The following is a 21,182-nucleotide window of genomic DNA, read 5'->3' as shown; positions in this document are numbered from 1 at the left end:
ATTATTGATACGTATGCAGATACGAAAAATATGCATAATTTATCCATTTCATTTCATAATTAAATATTATTTAAATCACATTATACTCAAAATGTTTCTATTTAATTAAGAAATCACTTTTTGAAATTAATAAAAATTAAATTATTATATACCACTGCAATTTTATACAATTTTTTGATATAATGAGAGATTACATTGATGGATTATAAATTATAATTAAACGTTCCTAAAAATTTTAAAATAATTTTTACAATACTATTAATCATATATAAAAATAACAAAACATATATTTTTAAACAAAATAAACAAAGATGAATACAAAAATATATTTTTATAATATAATATTTTTTGTTGCTAGTTTACATCAGTATTTAGCTTCTGCTACTGTTTATACATTACCTGATAACAATAACAGACTAATAGGCGAAAATATTGAAATTGTCACACCTAAAAACAATACATATTCTCTTGAGTATTTTTCTGCACAATTTCAAGTAGGAATGAGCAATATGTTAGAAGCTAATCCCGACGTCGATGTATATCTTCCAGATTCAGAAAAAAGATTAATAATTCCACATCAATTAATTTTACCAAATACGCCTCGTTCGGGAATTGTTATTAACAACGCTGAAATGCGATTATACTATTATCCTGAAAAAAAAAATACCGTAATTGTGTTACCGATAGCTATCGGGACCATTAAAAATGCAACACCATCATATTGGATAACCTCAATAACACATAAAAAAAAATCCAATTTGGATCCCTACCAAAAATATGCGTGATGAATATATTAAACATGGAGAAATCCTACCTGCCATATTTCCGGCTGGATCTAATAACCCTATGGGGCTATATGCTTTATACTTAGAAAAAAATTACGCAATCCACGGCACCAATAGCAATTTTGGAATTGGCCTTAGAATAACTCGGGGTTGCATAAGATTACGTCCTGAAGATATTGAATACTTATTTAACATTGTCCCCGTCGGTACTAAAGTGCAATTTATAAATGAACCTGTGAAAAGTACTGTTGAAAAAAATGGTATGCGGTATTTAGAAATTCACAATCCGTTGTCTTGTAACAAAGACAAAAAACGATCAGAAGCATCGATAATAGCACATTTAGAACAACAAATACGATCTATATTAATAAACGATTCCAACGTAGATTATGAAATAATTAACAAAGCATTAAAAGATCGTTCCGGTATACCAATAAACATTACACGTAAATTTACCAACAATAAAAACAAATAACTATTATATATAACCATCTATATTAAACATAATGACATTGCACTTTAAACACATACTAGTAATTATCGAATCAATTTATTTTTAAACAAAAACCATTTTTAATATTTAAAAAATTTTTATCACACATAGCATTATAACAAACTACCCGGGACGAGATTTGAACTCGTACAGTCAAAGCCGAGGGATTTTAAGTCCCTTGTGTCTACCAATTCCACCACCCGGGCTGTTCAAAATAAAAAGACGCGTCTCGGAATTGAACCGAGATATACGGATTTGCAATCCGATGCATGACCACTCTGCCAACGCGCCTTACAAACAATGTTAATCTAAATATACAATGAAGTAAGTACATAACCCTATCAACATAACCACATCTTAATCATAGATTCTTCAGTAACAATTTGAATTGTTACTGATTAACTGAACAATAGTAGATCTACAGCAATCTTAGACTACCCTGCTATTTAAAAAGGATACAGTTCTTACGTGATATAAATCAAACACTAACATGATTTTATCGTATTGGCATCAGCGATTAAATTCAAATTATATTTTTATCTTTAAATAAGTGTACGTTTTCTGTATAAGTAATATACATATTTAATGTTTGAATATAATGTAAGTTTATATAAATAACCCTATATCCAAACAATATAGATAGCATGTCAATGCTAATCAATTTTGCAAATAAATACAATTACATTTTCACCTTAAAATTATAATCTATATAAATAGAAATCAATAATGAAACAAATCATAACGCACAATATATAAATATTGGCACATAGACCAAAATGTCAATAACACTGAGACATATAACGCAACAATACCTATAATTACTATCCATTCAGCAGAGCTCCATAGTAATGCAGTTAAAGCCAACATTTGTACAAATGTTTTAATTTTGCTAATCCATAAAACTCCAATTCCTTTACGACTACCAATTGCAGCTACCCATTCACGTAATGCTAATATAATCATTTCACGAATAATTATAATAGACGCTGGTAATGTGACCCACCACGCATGAAAATGTTCAGCTATTAAAACAAGTGCTGCAACTATCATAACTTTATCTGCTACTGGATCTAAAAATTTACCAAATCTAGTAGTTTGTTTCCAACGACGAGCCAAAAATCCATCAAACCAATCTGTAACAGCCGCAACAAAAAACGTAATGGTACATATCATCGGCGCCCACCTTACAGGCAAATAAAACATTACCGTAAAAAACGGTACCATGATAACACGCAATAAAGTAAGATATGTCGGTATATTAATAAAATCCATAATCACAAAAACAATTAATCCAACAAAATTAGAATATTAGTTCTTGAAAATACTACAACTTTACAAATACATACTTCATCCTTTATATTTATAAGGAATCTTACATAATAACATTATTCTCTATCAATATAATCAAAATTCTCAATTAGATAAACCACTACTCATTTAACCTATAACCAATATTCTTATAACATAAAATCGAAATATAGTATCCATTTATTTAATAAACTACATCGTTGCAACCTTACGTCATAAAATATTTATAAAACATATAATCATCAATTTTCTCTATTATTATGTGATATAATAGAATACTAAGACCAAAGTATTCTATTGCTGTGGATACAATGTCTATAAGTTGCTATAATTAATTAAGTTGTCTTTGGCCCATTAAGTAACCAATTACACATAATAATATCACATAGTAATATATAAAGAATAAATAATCAAAATTCAATTTAGTTACTAACATAGTTTCATATATATGAAAATATAATTGGGTCGTTAGCTCAATGTGGCAGAGCAGTTGACTCTTAATCAATTGGTTGTAGGTTCAAATCCTACACGACCCAATCAATGAGACACTGCAATATCTGCTAACATTTTTAGTAAGTTAGAAAAAACCTTTTAAAATTTTTAATATAAATATATATCTACGAAATAACTGAAATATTAGAGCAAAAACTTTAATAATCACTTCTGAATACATGCTCTTAAAATAGTATAAATGAAAAACCACACATTAATTATCAAAATAACTAGTTTTTAAGAAGTATATTTGCTTATACAATTTTTAAAAAATAATAAAAAATATCGATTTTATCACATTTCATTAGTACAAAGAATAATCATTATACTTCAAATCTCCGGAGGAGTAGAGATTCGAACTCTAGAATGCTTCTTTGCATTACCGATTTTCAAGACCGGCGCCTTAAACCACTCGGCCACTCCTCCATAAGATTTGAAACAATATAATTATATTATCATTTTTTGATAAGTACAATAAATACATTATACTTCTACGTATAGCAAAAACTTAAATGGTTTAAATTATTAATTTAATACTGAAATCAATACTAAATCATAAAAAATAATTCCTATAAACAAAAAAGACCATATTTAACGACATTATTATTAATTCTATATCAAGTAGATATTATACTATTATGAATATACATACTCATAATTAATACAATTTTGATTATATCTAACTTTAAACACTATTTTAGTCTCCACATATTATTATTAAATAATAATAAATTTATTAAGTAATTAAGGAATAACCCTATGAAGTATAATCAAATTAATGCTAATGTTGACACACAAGGATATTTAATTCACCTTGAAGATTGGAATGAAGAAATTGCAATTAATATTGCTAAATTAGAGGGCATTACATTGGATACAATACATTGGGAAATTATATATTTTGTACGAAAATTTTATATGGAATTTAATGCGCTACCAAAAATTAGAATATTAATCAACGCTATAGCGCTTAAACATGGTAAAGAAAAAGGAAATAGTCAATACCTTGCTCGTTTATTTCCAAAAGGATCTGCAGCTCAAAAAATTGCAAAAATTTCTGGCCTTCCTAAACCCATTAAATGTTTATAATGCAATAAGCGCAATTTTAAATTTTAAATAAATTGTTTTATTAAATATTTTTAACATTAAAATAGAAGGCTATTAAATTTATTTAACATTAAAAATAGATTATTTATTTATATTAAATCTACTTAATAATAATTTACCCTTGATTTTATTATCTTATCCCATATCTATTCTATTATTTCCAGTAGATAATATTTAATAGGGGGGGATTATGATCGCTAGCAAATTTGGAATAGGACAACAAGTACGACATAAGTTATTAGGATATTTAGGAGTAATAATAGATATAGATCCAGAGTATTCTCTTGAAAAACCTACATTAGATGAAATTACAAAAAATGACACCCTACGAAAATCTCCCTGGTATCATGTTGTTATGGAAGATGAAGAAGGAAAACCCATGCATACTTACTTAGCAGAAGTACAACTCGGGTATGAGAACATACTAACACATCCAGAACAAACAACTTTAGATGAGCTTTCTGAATCTATTCGTTTACAACTGCAAACACCAAGATTAAGAAATTAATCTTCATATCCAAGAAACTTTTTATGTATATACAAAAAAATTATCAAAAATATTATATTTCCTATACAAAATAAGATTATATTAAACACTTTTTCAAATGGTTATATTTATAAATATAACCATTTCGAATGCAATAATATCTTAAATTTTAAATATATCTATTATTTAATATCAAATTCAAATAATAATTTAATCGTAGTAATTAATTTCCAATCATACCTATATACAACATAACTTTTATCTCCAGAACCCATAAGGAAACACATACTCGAACATATCAATTGATGCTGCAAGTATTTAATTACCACATATTAATTACAATAAATACTAATTGATATATTTTGTCATAATTTAGATTCACATTTATCTAATATAAAACTATTTTTTAATAGAGCATAATATTCTATATTATTTATCTTTAATAAAAAATATATTTTTCAAAAAATATGTATTTTATAAAATCACACACCATTAAATTATGTTTAATACCAAAAATAATCATTTATTATATTAAAGTAATACATATTAAATATAATTACACACACTTAAATAAATTCATATATATTTAATAAACAATAATGTTTTCAGAATAAAACAAATATAATGGAATAATTTATAAAATGAACATATAATTTCAAATCTCATTAAAACACAATAACTTAAACTTTTTATCAAAAAAATTTAATTATTTGATAAAATCACTAAATATATAATGTAATAAATATTTTTATCATATACGTATACACATACGGAATATAATCACATTTAATAATTTAATATTTTATATTGTACGAAATGAGCAAATATATTCATAAGATGAGATGTGCTATGCTTAATAAACGTGAATACTATACAAAAGAAGATCTATTAGCTTCCAGTAGGGGTGAATTATTTGGAAAAAACGGACCGACACTGCCCGCTCCTAACATGCTGATGATGGATCGAGTAATAAAAATGACTAAAAATGGAGGAAATTATAATAAAGGATTTATAGAAGCAGAATTAGATATTCAATCAGATATGTGGTTTTTTAATTGTCATTTTATAAAAGACCCAGTTATGCCGGGATGTTTAGGATTGGATGCTATGTGGCAATTAGTAGGGTTTTACCTCGGTTGGCTCGGGGGAGAAGGTAAAGGACGCGCTTTAGGAGTAAAAGAGGTTAAATTTACTGGCCAAATTTTACCTACATCTAAAAAAGTTACTTATTTTATTCATTTTCGAAGAATCATTAACAGAAAGCTAATTATGGGCATGGCTGATGGTGAAGTATTATGTGATGGGAAAATTATTTATACCGCAACTGATTTAAAAGTTGGATTGTTTAAAAATTCTACAGTATTCTAAAACATTTAGATATAGAATATAAAAATATTTTTGAGTATTAATGTAACTATATTAACTAACTCTATCAAAATTTAACTTATTTCATATAAAAGACGTAACTATCATATAGTACAACAACTAACAATATACATTGTTATTATAATAATAAACATATCTCTGATTAATAATTTATTAAGTTATAACAGTTATCTATATCTGATCAAGAATGTACTCAAAGAAATAAAAAATTATGATCTATATATACTGCATACTATTTCAAATACAATTATCAGTATATGATGTTTAACATTTATAATATAACTAAAAATTAAAATATTATTAATCTAAAAATCAGGAGACTATACTATGAATATAGTATCAGTAGTAGATATACTGAGCGGAAATGTATCAAAAAATACTGAAATTACTATACAAGGATGGATTCGAACCCGACGAGATTCTAAAGCTAAAATTTCCTTCCTAGATTTATATGATGGTTCATGTATCAACTCGTTGCAAATAATTGCGTATGATCAGTTAGATAACTATAAAAATGAGATATTGCGTTTAACTAGCGGTTGCTCAGTTATAATTGTAGGAATAATAGTTAAATCTATTGGTATAAAACAACATGTTGAAGTAATTGCAAAAAACATTAAAATATTAGGATGGATAGAAGATCCTAGTACTTACCCAATAACTGCTAAAAAACATACTATGGAATATTTACGTGAAGTTTCTCATCTGAGACCACGTACTAATACAATTGGTGCTGTTGCTCGTATCAGAGACACGTTATCACAAGCTATTCATAACTTTTTGCATAAACAAGGATTTATCTGGATTCCTACTCCTATAATTACCGCATGTGACACTGAAGGAAGCAGTAAAATGTTCTGCGTATCTACTTCAGAAACTCAACAAATTTTAAGCAATCCAAACGAAAAATTACATCATACTCACGACACCTATGACTTTTTTAGTAAAAAAGCTTTTTTAACAGTATCAGGTCAATTAAATGCAGAAGCTTATGCTTGTGCGCTATCAAAAGTATATACTTTTGGTCCAACTTTTAGAGCAGAATATTCCAATACTAATCGACATTTAGCTGAATTTTGGATGATAGAACCAGAAGCGGCATTTATGACCTTAGATGACATTATTATTTTAGCAGAATCTTTACTTAAAAACATCATCAGAATACTCCTTGAAAAACGTTCTGACGATATAAAATACTTAGTTGATAAAATAAACAAAAATATTATTACTATCCTGGAAAATTTCTCTGATATTAAATTCAATCATATAGAATATACTGAAGCAATAAAATTATTAGAAATATGCAACAGAAAATTTAATAATCCGATTCACTGGGGAACAGATTTATTCTCTGAACATGAAAAATATCTGTCGGAAGAATATTTTAAATCCCCAGTAATAATAAAAAACTCTCCAAAAAACATCAAAGCCTTCTACATGCGTTTAAACGATGATAATAAAACTGTAGCATCTATGGATATTTTAGTTCCAGGAATTGGTGAAATAATTGGAGGTTCACAGCGAGAAGAAAGATTATCAAAATTAGATCAAAGATTACAAGAAAACTGTTTAACACAAGAAAATTATTGGTGGTATCGTGATCTACGACGCTACGGAACAGTGCCTCATTCAGGGTTCGGGTTAGGTTTTGAAAGATTAATGATATATGTAACAGGAATAAAAAATATTAGAGATGTCATTCCGTTTCCCAGAACCTCAAAAAACATTAATTTTTGAAAAAATCCATAAGCATGAATACATAAATAAAATAAATCTAATTATAATGCTTAAAAATAATCCATATGTATACATTATATATATATGCATGATTATATATTTATATTCTTATATTATTAAAATTGAAAATTTCAACATAAATAATTGGAAAAACATGATAGTTTTTGATATAAATAAAATATCCTGCATATTATAATAAATACGGATGCATGTTATGTTTAAATCTATTAAAATGGCACCTGATGATCCAATTCTTGGTTTATCAGAAATTTATGATGCTGATGAACGAAAAAATAAAATTAATCTAGGAATAGGCGTATATATCGATAAACTGAAAAATACTCCCGTTTTAACTAGCGTCAAGAAAGCTGAAGAATGGTTACTAAAACACGAAATCAGTAAAAATTATCTTAGCATAGAAGGTTTACATTCCTTTAATACTGCGACTCAATATTTATTATTTGGAACAGATGATAATTCTATTATTTCAAAAAAACGCATGAGAACTGTTCAAACTCCTGGAGGGACTGGTGCGTTACGTATTGCAGCTGAATTTATAGTAAAAAATACTAATTCTAAACGCATATGGATTAGTTCTCCTACTTGGATCAATCATAGAAATATTTTCCTTGCTGCAGGATTAAAAGTGTATACTTATCCTTATTATAATAATGTAACTCGTTCACTAAGTTTTAATGAATTATATTCAAGTTTGAAAGACGTTAAGCCTAATGATGTCGTATTATTCCATTGTTGCTGCCATAATCCTACAGGCATTGATCCTAATGCTGAACAATGGGGTATGCTATCGGAATTGTCAGCAAAAAAACAATGGCTACCTTTGTTTGATCTAGCTTATCAAGGATTTTCTCGTGGTTTACAAGAAGATCTTGAAGGTTTATATATTTTCTGTAAAAAAAATTCAGAATTGATAGTATGTAATTCTTATTCAAAAAACTTCGGGTTATATAATGAACGAATAGGAGCATGCACTGTAATCACTAATAATAATGAAGATGCTGAACACGCATTAAGTCAATTACGTGTTATTATTCGCGGTAATTATTCCAATCCACCAGCTCATGGAGCATCTGTTGTATCTTTGATTTTAAATAACAAAACTTTACGATCTACATGGGAAAAAGAACTCAAAAACATGCGAGAAAGCATCAATCATATGAGAAAATTATTTGCAAACACTTTACAAACTAATGACAAAAATAGAGATTTCAGTTTTATTGAACGACAATGTGGTATGTTTTCTTTTATAGGTTTAAATGAAAATCAAGTGATGAGATTAAGAAATCAGTTTGGCATTTACCTAGTAGGAGCGGGTAGAATTAATTTATCTGGGTTATCAGATGACAACATCACTTATGTCAGTAACTCTATAATTAAAACTTTACAAACAACAACGCAACCATCTTGATGGTAAGATGGTTGACGAACGTTTAATTGCATTTATTTTAATTAAAATAAATGCAATTAAACGTTTATAAAACATAAACAATAAAGCGACACACAGACCTCAGCCCTTAAATTTACAGATTTTCTCTCATTGAAGAAGAGCATCATAAAATTTTACTATGATATAGTATGTTATGTTACGTAAATATTATTTAAACGCTCGTAACCCAAAGTAGAGCTGCTGCCGTGTCCCGGTAAAAAAAGAATATCATCTCCCAATGGAAACAATTTAGTCTTAATAGAATTAATCAAAACTGCAGTATTCCCTCCAGGCAAATCCGTGCGACCAATACTTTTTTTAAATAATACATCTCCCATCACTATAAATTTTCGTATTTTATTCCAATACACTATGTGTCCCGGAGAATGCCCTGGACAATGTAATATGTTAAAAACTTCGCGGCCCACTTGTACTGTATCGCCATCTTCTAACCAAACATCTGGAATAACTGCAGTAGTACTACTGTTAGGAAAATCTATATCTAATGTTCTGCACTGAACAGATAAATCATCTAACAACGATTGATCAGCTTTATTTGGACCTATTATTGGTATTTTATAATATTGTCGTAACTCCATAGCGCTACCAACATGATCAAAGTGACCGTGAGTTAATAAAATTTTATTTACTTTTACTCCTAATTTATCTATTTCTGATCGTAATTTATCACCTTCTCCTCCAGGATCTACTAAAACTGCTTCATTTGTTACTTCGCACCAAATTATTGAACAATTTTGATGAAAAGGAGTAACTGGTATAATATTATATCGCATATCCATTCCATTATCGTGTACATCTAGTTCTAAAAATTAATAATTATTTTAATATTATTCTTACAACACGAACCCAACCATCACAAATCATATTTCATAACGCAATCACATTATAAAAATTAAATATTAAATTCTACAATAAAAATAAATTATAAAAAAATCACATATTCACTATAACCCAAAAATTTTAAAAAAAGAATGACCTCAAGCATAAAATATAAGCATATTATTATTTAATAACACTTCAAACATTTAAATATAATAACTATATCCTACATTACTAATTATATTAATCATTCTATGTCATCTATATTAGATGCGATATTAAATCCACCATCAACATAAATTATTTCACCAGTAATACCAGATGATAAATCAGAACATAAAAATACAGCAACGTTTCCAATTTCTTCAATAGAAATATTACGACGAATCGGTGATTGTCTTTGATAACACAACAACATCTTTTTAAAATTCTTAATACCAGAAGACGCCAAAGTGCGAACAGGCCCACAAGAAATCGCATTGACACGAATACCTTTTTTTGGTCCCATGGAATTGGCCATATAACGAGTATTTGCTTCTAATGAAGCCTTAGCTAATCCCATTACATTGTAATAAGGAGTAGCACGCATAGCACCTAAATAAGTCAATGTAAGTAAAGATGCACTATTGTTAAGCATGTTCTCGCATGCTTTGGCTATTCCTACAAAACTATAAGAACTAATAACATGAGATAACGTAAACCCTTCACGAGTAACAGTATCTACATAATCACCTGTCAATTGATCAGTGGGAGCAAACGCTATTGCATGTATAAAACCATCGAAAGTCGACCACTTTTTTCTCAACTCAACAAATAATTTATCTATACAAGCATCTTCGGATACATCACACGGTAATACAATATCAGAATCAAAATTTTTAGATAGATTTTGTACTCTCAATTTCAATTTATCGGTATGGTAAGTAAAAGCCAATTCAGCACCTTCTCTATGTAAAGCCTGCGCTATACCGTAAGCTATAGATTTATTGTTAGCTACACCGGTAACTAAAATTCGCTTATTACTAAGCAATGCCATGTTTGTATCTCCAAAATATAACGTTTATTATAACTAATATTTAAAAATATAATTAATACATCAATCATTCAAAATTAATTATAACAAATATTATTGCATTTTTATACACTTGTCTATTATTATAGCAACATCATTTTCAATCTTAATTATATAAGTTACTATTAAAAAATTCATAAAATATTAGTACTGTCATAATAATCATATCTACAAACTATATATTTCATTACCATTGAAATCTACGATCGCCATATCGCAAGCATCAATATAAATTTAAACCATAATACACTATTCTCGTATCATGACCCAACTCTATTTTTCGATAATTAATTAATGATTATTAAAACATTAAAAATTTTCTAGTATATTTTAGTTAAAAATATACTCCATTACCCCTATTCAACCACCACAATTATCAACAAGTTTATTAAAAACTTATATTTATAAACAATTTATCAAATCATTATTACTTATCATTCATTTTAAAAATTTTTAAAATATTCTGTTTTTATCTGTCAACATATTTAACCAAAATTTTTATTAATTATATTATTGTAAAGTCTCAAATTAAATTTGACTTAATTATTGGTATATCTCAAAAAATATTAATTTTGAGATAAATCCAGATCTGTATAATCCCTTTGCACACTCTAAATTATAAAATATAGATATATCTATAAAATAATCGTTACATTTACAATTATGTAATTTTTATTAATTGTGAATAATATTTCTAATCCTTGTTATCTTAACACTCAATTTGAATCTGTATATATATCAAATGGATCATGCACGGATCCTTTTTCATTTTTATATAGAATTTAAAATAAATTATCTAAAAAAAATCAATCATATTTTGATATTGCTATTATTCGTTTCTATTATTTAACATGAGTTAATATCACATATCAATTATTTTCTATTTTTACCTAAAAACAGAATTTATTATTCTATTCATTTATACTTCTATATTTTTATAGTTTAAATGTTAATGTAAAAAAAAATAAAAAAATAGAAAATAAAATCTTATAAAATTAGAATTATACTAGTTCCCTAAGCCTGTTACGTTCATAACACACAAAATAAAAATTTTACTAAAATCATTCTATTTATATATAGCAATATATAGCTCAAACTTACAATACCATCATCTTTTAACAATAAATATCTAATAAGATATCTGCATACGGATATTAACTGATTTCATTAACTATTATACTAATTTTATATCGAAAACATTACAAATGTATGATATTTCTCTGTCCACATATCATTTATTCTTTTTTATAATAAGCACAATTAAATATTAAAGTATTTATTTTTCTCTGTAATTATAAACATATATAAAAATAAATACCAATTATGTGTATAATTCCTATATGTCATAAACAATTTTACTTAAATCAATAATCTGCAATAGATATTCATAAATATTATCAAATACATTATACTATTATAACTGCAAAATTCAAAAAGATATCGATATTTAAAATTGTAGATACAAGTTGTAATTGTCTGATTTAATATCATCTTGTCATATAGTTTTTAATAAAACTCACTAAAAAGAACAACATTAATAAATGTTATATGTAATGTATAGTAATACATAATAATATTTATTATAACAAAACTTAAACAATTATACGTATAACAATGATATTAAATATCAAATTATTAATTAATAAAATTATTACACGATAACAAACGTAATACAGATATTTGTATATATAACATATTTTTATACTTCAATACTATTATTGAGAAACTATCAATGCTTTAATAAAAATAAATATTCTTGATGACATCTTTAGAGAGGCGATAACATGCGACTTAGGCGGGTGACAGAAGCAAGATTACCAACACTTTGGGGAAATTTTTTAATAGTAGGATTTGAAGAAAATTTCACTGGGCATAATCACGTTGCATTAATATATGGAAATATCACTGGATCAGATCCAGTATTAACACGAATACATTCTGAATGTTTAACAGGCGATGCTTTATTTAGTTCACGTTGTGATTGTGGATTTCAACTAAAAACCGCATTACATTGTATTACAGAAGAAAAACGCGGTATTTTAATTTATCATCGGCAAGAAGGACGCAATATCGGATTATTGAATAAAATTCGTGCTTATGCATTACAAGATAGTGGAGCTGATACAGTAGAGGCAAACCAATGTTTAGGTTTTGCTCCCGACGAAAGAGACTTTACTATTTGCGCAGATATTTTAAAATTACTGCGCGTAAAAAAAATACGTATTTTAACCAACAACCCAAAAAAAGTAGAAATCTTAAATAAATCATGTATTAATATTACAGAAAGAGTTCCGTTAATAGTAGGAAGAAACCCAGAAAACTCTAGATATTTAGACACCAAAGCATCTAAATTGGGACATTTATTTTATAGCTATCATAAATAAATAAAAATTATGAAAATAATAACGAAAACATCAAAAATGTTTTGTTATATAACACAATTTATTAGTTACTTCTATATGCAAAAATGAATAATACGCGCACTCTATCTACTTGAGTAAATCTTATTTTCTTAAAAATACATAATAATCACAATTAATCCTCTTTTCTTCAATCAAGAAAATTATAATTTTAAATATCAGTATTTAATTTAAATTATATATACAAGATCAAATCTATTTAATTTACATAAAATCTATCAAAAATTTTTTTCATAAATTGTATTTTTTAAAAAATCATTTTTATTTATTCTTTTATAGAAAAATAACAACGACTTTAATTATAAGTCTATTCTGAATAAAAATAACTAAAAGAAATAATAATCTATTAGTAAACAATATTTAAATTCAATTAATTTTAATATACACTAATTTATCATAAATTACACACACTTTAAAAGTACGAAAAATATCTACAAACGTAATATCTTTCTTTTATTCAAACAAAAACTATTATCTTTCAAATTCGTTAAATAATACATACAACACAATTAAAATTCTATTTATTATATTAATACAACCCCTCAAATAACATATTAATTCATTCAAATTCAACTATACTAAACTCAAAAATCATATACTCCTATATATATAAAACATGTCATCTTTTTATTAAGAACCTATTTGTATCATATGCGCAATCTATATATATATTTTAATTACAACTCCCCTATTATCTAAAATAAATTACATACTCGCATATCCATCCATATTCAAACATTTATTTTAATTTCAAAACCCAACAAAAATATATTCAAAAAAATAATTCTTGATCCAAATAATTGATCATCTACAAACAAAAGCAACTTTACATTATTATTATAATAAGCAATCAATTCTAGTGTACTCCACACATAAATATCTTTAATGATATTACTATTACTTAAATTTTTTCCAATTTTTCTCTACAGAACACAACTAATATTTAGTTATTAACTAACCTCAATTAAAACCACTGCACATCTCCGTTGTATATAGCATATATACAATAAAATTGATGCTATATATAACTCTGAAATTCCAAATAATTTGTTTACTATTAATATTTTCTGTTTTAAAATATATAAAACCACAATTTAAAAAATAACTCTATCAACATAAATTCATTAGCAAACAATTATTGATAATATAACATATTTACTATCATTTTTTATTTCATAATTAATAATAAAACACATAAAAATATGAGTTAAAATATTTCATAATATATAATCATAACAATTCTACACCTAATTTAAAATGTATTATGTAATATTATTTTGAGTATCATCTATCACCAACTTATTTTAAAACTCCTAATAAAAATAATATATTCAGCTTTATATATCACATTGACCATGCAATAATAATTATTGTAATGAATATTACATATTGAATTCAGTTAATAAAAATAGATCCAATCACTACAGTAGTAGTACACATAAATTCATATATCTGTAGAAAGATATGCATATCTTATTCAATGTTGCAATTCCTATTGCAAACAAAATTCATATAAAAGTATCATACCATCAACAAATAATACTATCATTTACATACTAACATTTATACTACTTTAATGACATTTTATCTATAAATAAAAATCATTAAACTTAATTATTTTTTACTGTTATATCTAGTTTTTATTCATATCATTTTAATGCGCACAAATCATCATTTGATATTCTAATTCATTAGAATCTTGTCAATTAAAATTTCTGTAAATACTAAAAATTAGAATAATTTATTTCTATGCAATATTAAATATATGTATCATGCCATCATGACTAAATATATTTAAACCAACATACTTACATGCATTCTTATACTTAAGAAGCTATAATGAATTAAATAAGATGTAATCAAAAAACGATAATAGTCTTTATAAGAATATTTTTTAATAATTTAAATAAAAATCCTCGTCAGTTTCATTAATCACTGTTTTATAAACTTAATTAAAGATGAATTCATACCATCAATATAAATAAACTATATCTTGCATATATCTTGATATATTTAAAATAATCATTTTCCAATTACTATAACAATTTTTATTTTTAATAAAAAGTAGCTTACTAATTATTAAATTAATTAATTACATTAACATAAATAAAAACATAATGAAAATAACTGTTTCATCTTCTTTATTCTAAACAAGGTTTCTCAATAAGCTGTTTTCATATGTATATCTAATGTACATATATTAATAACATAAATAGATGACTATTTATGTTATTAAACACAATATTAATCTTTACATCGTAATTCAAATAATAAAAAATTCATATACACTCCATGAAATAAGCCTTCATAGCTATTAATCAAAACATTTATATAAATATTTTTTATTAATTATTTTACACCATTAAATAACATAAAATTATATAAATATATTATCTTAATGTTATCTGAAAATTACCATTAAATTAAAAAAGCAAACCAAATGTAACGACCAAATCGTTTTCATGTTGCAACATGATACAAAAAATCATATATCTACAAAAATATATTCATAATATATTTCACGTGCGCATAAACATATATTTTCAATAGTATTATTTAAGTGCACTTATTAAATTCTATTATAGTTGGTTATACAATAACACCTTTCCAAATAAAATCACCAAGACCTATAAAAACTAATAAAATATATATATATTAATTATAATTTAGTATAATTCTATATTTATCACAATAATTATACTTTAAATAAAAAAACCATACATTTAGTATTTATAGCAATAATAGACAGATTATTCACTAATACGCTATCTATTAAAATTATATAAATTAGTGTATTCAATTAAAAAATGTTTTTTACTATCCTTCAATCACTGCTATTTGACATTTTAAAAAAAAAATAGTATTACTAATACCATTAACATTCGTACATCTATAAAATAAATATAATCACATCGCAATAAAAATGAGTATTCTCTCATTGAAACCGTTTCTAGTAATTAAGCAATTATTGAGAATGTTACTATGCTTGAAAATATTGTAATTAGATCCTTAAATATAAATGAGGTTTTTGATAAATAAATCACTAGGAAATTTAAAAAATAATGAGATGTCAAAAAAATCGGATGAAATGTCTAAATATTCAAGTGCGCTATCATTCTAATCCAGCAGCCGTTTTTAATCAATTATGTAATAAACGTAATTCGACATTATTATTAGAATCAGCAGAAATTAATAAAAAACACAACATAGAAAGTATGATGATTATTGATAGTGCATTGCGTATTACCGCTTATGGATCAACCGTTACTGTACAAGCTTTAACTAAAAATGGCGCGAGTTTACTCCCATTACTAGTGCAAACATTACCCACAAAAGTACAAATTCATAAAAATTCTGACAGCATCAAATTTATGTTTCCTACAACACAGACAATGACTGACGAAGATACACGCCTACGATCGATTTCAATATTTGACTGTCTACGCTCATTGTTAAAAATAATACAACCTCTTCAAGATACCCCCAAAGCTACATTTTTGGGAGGTTTATTTTCTTACGATTTAATATCTTGTTTTGAATATTTTCCTCAATTAATCAATACTTATAAATGCCCAGACTACTGTTTCTATTTAGCCGAAACATTATTAGTGTTTGATCATCAAAAATATACTGCTTCGTTACAAATTACCTTGTTTAGTCCAAATATCTTAGAAAAAGATCGACTACAAACTAGGATGAATCAATTAAAAACCCAAATTAATCAAACACCACAATCTATTCCTTATAAAAAAATACGCAATATGACACTACGCTGTGATCCAAATGACGAAAAATACAAACGAGTTATACGTAAAATACAAAGATCTATACGTCAAGGAGAAATATTACAAGCTGTCCCTTCACGACGATTTTTCCTTCCATGTCCTTCACCATTAGCGGCATACCATGTATTAAAAACTAACAATCCTAGTCCCTACATGTTTTTTATGCAAGACATAGCATTTACACTTTTCGGAGCTTCTCCTGAAAGTTCTTTAAAATACAATGCAGCTAATCGAAAAATTGAAATTTACCCCATCGCTGGTACGCGAACTAGAACTTATCATACTGACGGATCATTGGATACAGATTCAGATAACCGTATAGAATTAGAAATGCGCTTAAATCATAAAGAATTATCAGAACATCTCATGTTAGTAGATTTAGCAAGAAATGATTTAGCACGTGTCTGTAAAGCGGGTAGCCGTTATGTCGCTGATTTATTAAAAGTAGATAGATACTCTTTTGTTATGCATTTAGTGTCTAGAGTAGTAGGAGAATTGCGTCATGATCTTGATGTACTACATGCCTATCGTGCATGTATGAATATGGGCACATTAACTGGAGCTCCAAAAATTAGAGCTATGGAACTTATTTATGAAGTAGAAGGTACACGTCGTAACACTTACGGAGGCGCTATCGGATACTTAACTGGTGCTGGGAATTTAGACACATGTATCATCATTCGATCAGCCTACGTCACAAATCAAATAGCTACAGTACAAGCAGGAGCAGGTGTAGTAATAGACTCCATACCTCAATCAGAAGCCGATGAAAGCCGTAGCAAAGCACGTGCTGTTTTACATGCCATCTCTGCAGCACATGGTTCTAAGGAGTTATTTTAACAATGGTTAACGTAATATTACTAGATAACATTGATTCATTTACGTATAATTTAGTAGATCAGTTACGCAATCACGGCCATCAAGTACTAATATACACTAATCAATTGCCTGCATCAATCATTATTGATACACTATCGAATATGATAAACCCAATTTTAATGTTATCGCCTGGGCCTGGGTCCCCCAGTAAAGCTGGATGCATGACAAAATTGATAGCACAACTACGCAGACAAATCCCAATCATTGGGATTTGTCTGGGATATCAAGCCATTGTAGAATTTTATGGAGGGCACATATCGCGATCAAAAGAAATTTTTCATGGAAAATCTTCTTTGATACATCACGACAATTCGGCTATGTTTTCTAATATACCAAACCCTTTTTTAGTAGGACGATACCATTCATTAATAGGTAGTTATATACCAAATAATTTAAAAATTAATGCTTATTACAATAAACACACGGCAATGGCAGTACGTAATGACTCTGATCGGATTTGCGGGTTTCAATTCCATCCCGAATCTATCTTAACTACTCATGGAACACAACTTATTCAGCAAACTATCGCATGGGCAGAATGCTTATACAAGGAAAAAATAACATGCAAGACATCTTAGACACTTTATATCGCGGGGAAAATATTAACCGAAAACAAAGTGAAGCATTATTACGTTCCATAATAAAAGAAAGATTGTCTGCAATTCAAATTGCATCGGCACTTATTAGTATGAAAATACGTGGAGAAACCTTTGAAGAAATTGTAGGTGCTGTGAATATATTATTAACTCATGCTAAACCTTTTCCTCGTCCAAATAGCTTGTTTGCAGACATTACAGGCACCGGAGGAGACAATAGTAATACTATCAATATTTCCACAACCAGCGCTATTGTAGCCTCAACTTGCGGCGCAAAAATTATTAAACATGGCAACCGTAGTATATCTAATCTAACGGGATCAATGGACTTACTAGAACAACATTGTTTGATGATCAGCAATCCGCAACAAGCACGTAAAAACTTTGATGAATTAGGTATATGCTTTTTATATGCCCCACAATACTATACAGTGCTACATCGCATAATGCCCATACGTAAGCAATTAAAAACTCCTACATTATTTAATATAGTAGGTCCATTGATTAATCCATCCAAACCTCCATTAACGCTTATTGGTGTATACAAAAAAGAATTATTATCGCCTATAATCCGAATATTACAATTACTTAAATATAATCACGCTATAGTAGTACATTGCGGGGGAATTGATGAAGTGGGATTACACTCCCCTACTCATGTAGCGGAGCTACACAATAGCATCATAAATAATTATATTTTGACGGCATCAGATTTTGGATTAGACTCTTATCCAATAGAAATATTACGTTGTTATTCGAAAAAACAAGCCCATGAATACATGATCGATATATTAAAAGGAAGAGGAAAACCTGCGCATTCAGCTGTAATAGCAGCCAATGTAGCATTATTATTGAAATTATTTGGGCATAACAATCTACGCGCTAATGTACAACTAGCTTTAGAAAAAATGCATCATGGCACACCTTACACTCGTTTGAGTTCTTTATCAGAAACTAAGATACAAAATCATGCAACACACAATACTCGATAAAATTTTATCATATAAAAAAATATGGATAGCTGATCAAAAAAAACAACATTCATTACATGTTTTAAAAAGAAAAACACAAGCAAGCAATCGTGATTTTTACAGAGCTGTGTCTCACAATCAACCTCAAACAATATTTATATTAGAATGTAAGAAGGCGTCTCCTTCTAAAGGTATTATTCGTAATGATTTTAATCCTATCAAAATAGCACAAACTTATAAAAATTACTCTTCAGTAATTTCAGTATTAACTGATAATAAATACTTTCATGGAGATTTTGATATTTTACACCAAGTGAGCAACATCGTAGAACAACCAATATTATGTAAAGATTTCTTTATTTCAGAATGGCAAATTTATTTTGCGCGCTTACATAAAGCTGATGCTATTTTACTAATGCTATCAATTTTAGATGATGTAACCTATCAAAAATTGGTCAAAATAGCTCATACATTATGTATGGGGGTACTAACAGAAATCGCAAACGAAGATGAATTAAAACGCGCTAAATATTTAGGAGCTAAAGTCATCGGTATAAATAATCGTAATCTGAATGATTTATCCGTTGATTTAAATCGAACTATTACTCTAAGTAAAGATATACCTAACACAATCACTGTAATCAGCGAGTCTGGTATTAGCAATTATTGCCATATAAGAAAACTTAGACGATATGTCAATGGATTTTTAATAGGTACAATATTAATGTCTCAACCAAATCTTAATGCAGCCATTAAAAAATTAATTTTAGGAGAAAATAAAATATGTGGATTAACTCGAGTGAGAGACGCTGATATTGCATACAAATCGGGTGCAATATATGGAGGACTAATTTTTGTTCCCACTTCACCTCGCTACATAAATATCACAATTGCACAACGTATTGTTTCTTGTGTAAAATATTTAAGTTATGTTGGTGTGTTTTGTAATGCTACAATTTCTTATATTGTTACCATAGTTAACATATTAGGACTAGCAGCAGTTCAGCTCCATGGCACAGAAAATCAAGATTATATTAATATTTTGCGGACACGATTACCCATGACATGTCATATATGGAAAAGTATTAATATGAATCACAGACCATTGTCGAAATGTAATATACTAAACGTGGACCGCTATTTAGCAGATAATGGAGGGGGTAGCGGAAAAAACTTTGATTGGTCGCTGCTTTCTAGTATGCAATTAGATAAAGTAATTTTAGCCGGAGGATTGACAATAAACAATTGTAATAAAGCGGCGCGCATAGGTTGTTTAGGTTTAGATTTTAATTCTGGAGTTGAAATTAAACCAGGTATTAAAAATCACCAGAAACTCATCAAAGTCTTCCAAATAATCAGATCTTATTAAAGGAATAT

At 27.4% G+C, this 21,182-nt stretch carries 13 protein-coding genes, 4 tRNA genes and 1 pseudogene; 12 read left to right on the top strand and 6 right to left on the bottom strand.

All coding sequences use genetic code 11. The features are described from left to right. The first annotated feature begins 311 nt into the window (after nucleotides 1-311). Nucleotides 312-1,260 (top strand): annotated as a pseudogene (locus M9396_RS03345) (L,D-transpeptidase family protein). Nucleotides 1,261-1,402: 142 nt separating this feature from the next. Here M9396_RS03345 and M9396_RS00330 read toward each other — a convergent pair. The 3 genes from M9396_RS00330 to pgsA form a co-directional block, all read right to left on the bottom strand. Next, nucleotides 1,403-1,484, bottom strand: a tRNA-Leu gene (locus tag M9396_RS00330). A 14-nt stretch (nucleotides 1,485-1,498) separates the two neighbouring features. Next, nucleotides 1,499-1,569 (bottom strand) — tRNA-Cys (locus M9396_RS00325). A gap of 429 nt (nucleotides 1,570-1,998) precedes the next feature. Beyond that, the gene (gene pgsA / locus M9396_RS00320; RefSeq protein ID WP_250256899.1) at nucleotides 1,999-2,550 is read right to left on the bottom strand and encodes a CDP-diacylglycerol--glycerol-3-phosphate 3-phosphatidyltransferase; all 552 of its coding nucleotides are present in this window, start codon (nucleotides 2,548-2,550) and stop codon (nucleotides 1,999-2,001) included. Nucleotides 2,551-3,048: 498 nt separating this feature from the next. Here pgsA and M9396_RS00315 point away from each other — a divergent pair. Next, nucleotides 3,049-3,122 (top strand) — tRNA-Lys (locus M9396_RS00315). Between the two features lie 295 nt (nucleotides 3,123-3,417). Here the strand turns inward: M9396_RS00315 and M9396_RS00310 are convergent. Next, nucleotides 3,418-3,504, bottom strand: a tRNA-Ser gene (locus M9396_RS00310). 333 nt (nucleotides 3,505-3,837) lie between these two features. Here M9396_RS00310 and M9396_RS00305 point away from each other — a divergent pair. The 5 genes from M9396_RS00305 to M9396_RS00285 all read left to right on the top strand — a co-directional run bounded on the left by M9396_RS00305 (nucleotide 3,838) and on the right by M9396_RS00285 (nucleotide 9,224). Further along, nucleotides 3,838-4,167 (top strand): TusE/DsrC/DsvC family sulfur relay protein, encoded by a 330-nt coding sequence (locus tag M9396_RS00305; protein WP_250256701.1) that lies wholly within the window; start codon nucleotides 3,838-3,840, stop codon nucleotides 4,165-4,167. Between the two features lie 208 nt (nucleotides 4,168-4,375). Beyond that, nucleotides 4,376-4,693 (top strand): heat shock protein HspQ, encoded by a 318-nt coding sequence (gene hspQ / locus M9396_RS00300; protein WP_011282960.1) that lies wholly within the window; start codon nucleotides 4,376-4,378, stop codon nucleotides 4,691-4,693. Between the two features lie 828 nt (nucleotides 4,694-5,521). Further along, a complete protein-coding gene (gene fabA, locus M9396_RS00295; protein WP_250241199.1) occupies nucleotides 5,522-6,040 on the top strand; it encodes a bifunctional 3-hydroxydecanoyl-ACP dehydratase/trans-2-decenoyl-ACP isomerase in 519 nt (172 codons plus the stop codon). A 345-nt stretch (nucleotides 6,041-6,385) separates the two neighbouring features. Beyond that, on the top strand, nucleotides 6,386-7,795 hold the full coding sequence (gene asnS, locus M9396_RS00290) for an asparagine--tRNA ligase (RefSeq protein ID WP_250256700.1): 1,410 nt from the start codon (nucleotides 6,386-6,388) through the stop codon (nucleotides 7,793-7,795). Nucleotides 7,796-8,009: 214 nt separating this feature from the next. Then, nucleotides 8,010-9,224: an amino acid aminotransferase gene (locus tag M9396_RS00285; RefSeq protein WP_250256699.1), complete on the top strand. Its 1,215-nt coding sequence runs from the start codon at nucleotides 8,010-8,012 to the stop codon at nucleotides 9,222-9,224. A gap of 170 nt (nucleotides 9,225-9,394) precedes the next feature. Here M9396_RS00285 and M9396_RS00280 read toward each other — a convergent pair whose 3' ends face one another. Together M9396_RS00280 and M9396_RS00275 are read right to left on the bottom strand one after the other, a co-directional pair. Next, nucleotides 9,395-10,036 carry an MBL fold metallo-hydrolase gene (locus M9396_RS00280; protein WP_250256897.1) on the bottom strand — a complete coding sequence of 214 codons (642 nt, stop codon included), beginning with the start codon at nucleotides 10,034-10,036 and terminating at the stop codon, nucleotides 9,395-9,397. A 293-nt stretch (nucleotides 10,037-10,329) separates the two neighbouring features. After that, nucleotides 10,330-11,118, bottom strand: coding sequence for an enoyl-ACP reductase FabI (locus M9396_RS00275; protein WP_250241211.1), 789 nt, complete (start codon nucleotides 11,116-11,118; stop codon nucleotides 10,330-10,332). A gap of 1,820 nt (nucleotides 11,119-12,938) precedes the next feature. Here M9396_RS00275 and ribA point away from each other — a divergent pair. The 5 genes from ribA to trpCF all read left to right on the top strand — a co-directional run bounded on the left by ribA (nucleotide 12,939) and on the right by trpCF (nucleotide 21,174). Further along, nucleotides 12,939-13,538, top strand: a complete 600-nt coding sequence (ribA, locus tag M9396_RS00270; RefSeq protein ID WP_250241214.1) for a GTP cyclohydrolase II — start codon at nucleotides 12,939-12,941, stop codon at nucleotides 13,536-13,538. A gap of 3,098 nt (nucleotides 13,539-16,636) precedes the next feature. Continuing rightward, entirely contained in the window at nucleotides 16,637-18,199 is a 1,563-nt protein-coding gene (locus M9396_RS00265) for an anthranilate synthase component 1 (RefSeq protein ID WP_250241217.1), read from the top strand. A gap of 2 nt (nucleotides 18,200-18,201) precedes the next feature. Continuing rightward, nucleotides 18,202-18,816, top strand: coding sequence for a glutamine amidotransferase-related protein (locus tag M9396_RS00260; protein ID WP_250256698.1), 615 nt, complete (start codon nucleotides 18,202-18,204; stop codon nucleotides 18,814-18,816). Next, on the top strand, nucleotides 18,801-19,826 hold the full coding sequence (trpD, locus tag M9396_RS00255) for an anthranilate phosphoribosyltransferase (protein WP_250256895.1): 1,026 nt from the start codon (nucleotides 18,801-18,803) through the stop codon (nucleotides 19,824-19,826). Before M9396_RS00260 ends, trpD begins: the two co-directional genes overlap by 16 nt. Beyond that, nucleotides 19,804-21,174, top strand: coding sequence for a bifunctional indole-3-glycerol-phosphate synthase TrpC/phosphoribosylanthranilate isomerase TrpF (trpCF, locus tag M9396_RS00250; protein ID WP_250256697.1), 1,371 nt, complete (start codon nucleotides 19,804-19,806; stop codon nucleotides 21,172-21,174). The genes trpD and trpCF overlap by 23 nt, the downstream gene beginning before the upstream one ends. The last annotated feature ends 8 nt before the right edge of the window (nucleotides 21,175-21,182 follow it).

It is taken from the genome of Blochmannia endosymbiont of Camponotus modoc (genome assembly GCF_023585785.1).
Lineage (GTDB): Bacteria > Pseudomonadota > Gammaproteobacteria > Enterobacterales > Enterobacteriaceae > Blochmanniella.
The sequence above is the reverse complement of the archived record's forward strand: the minus strand, read 5'-3'. Positions and strand labels throughout refer to the sequence as shown.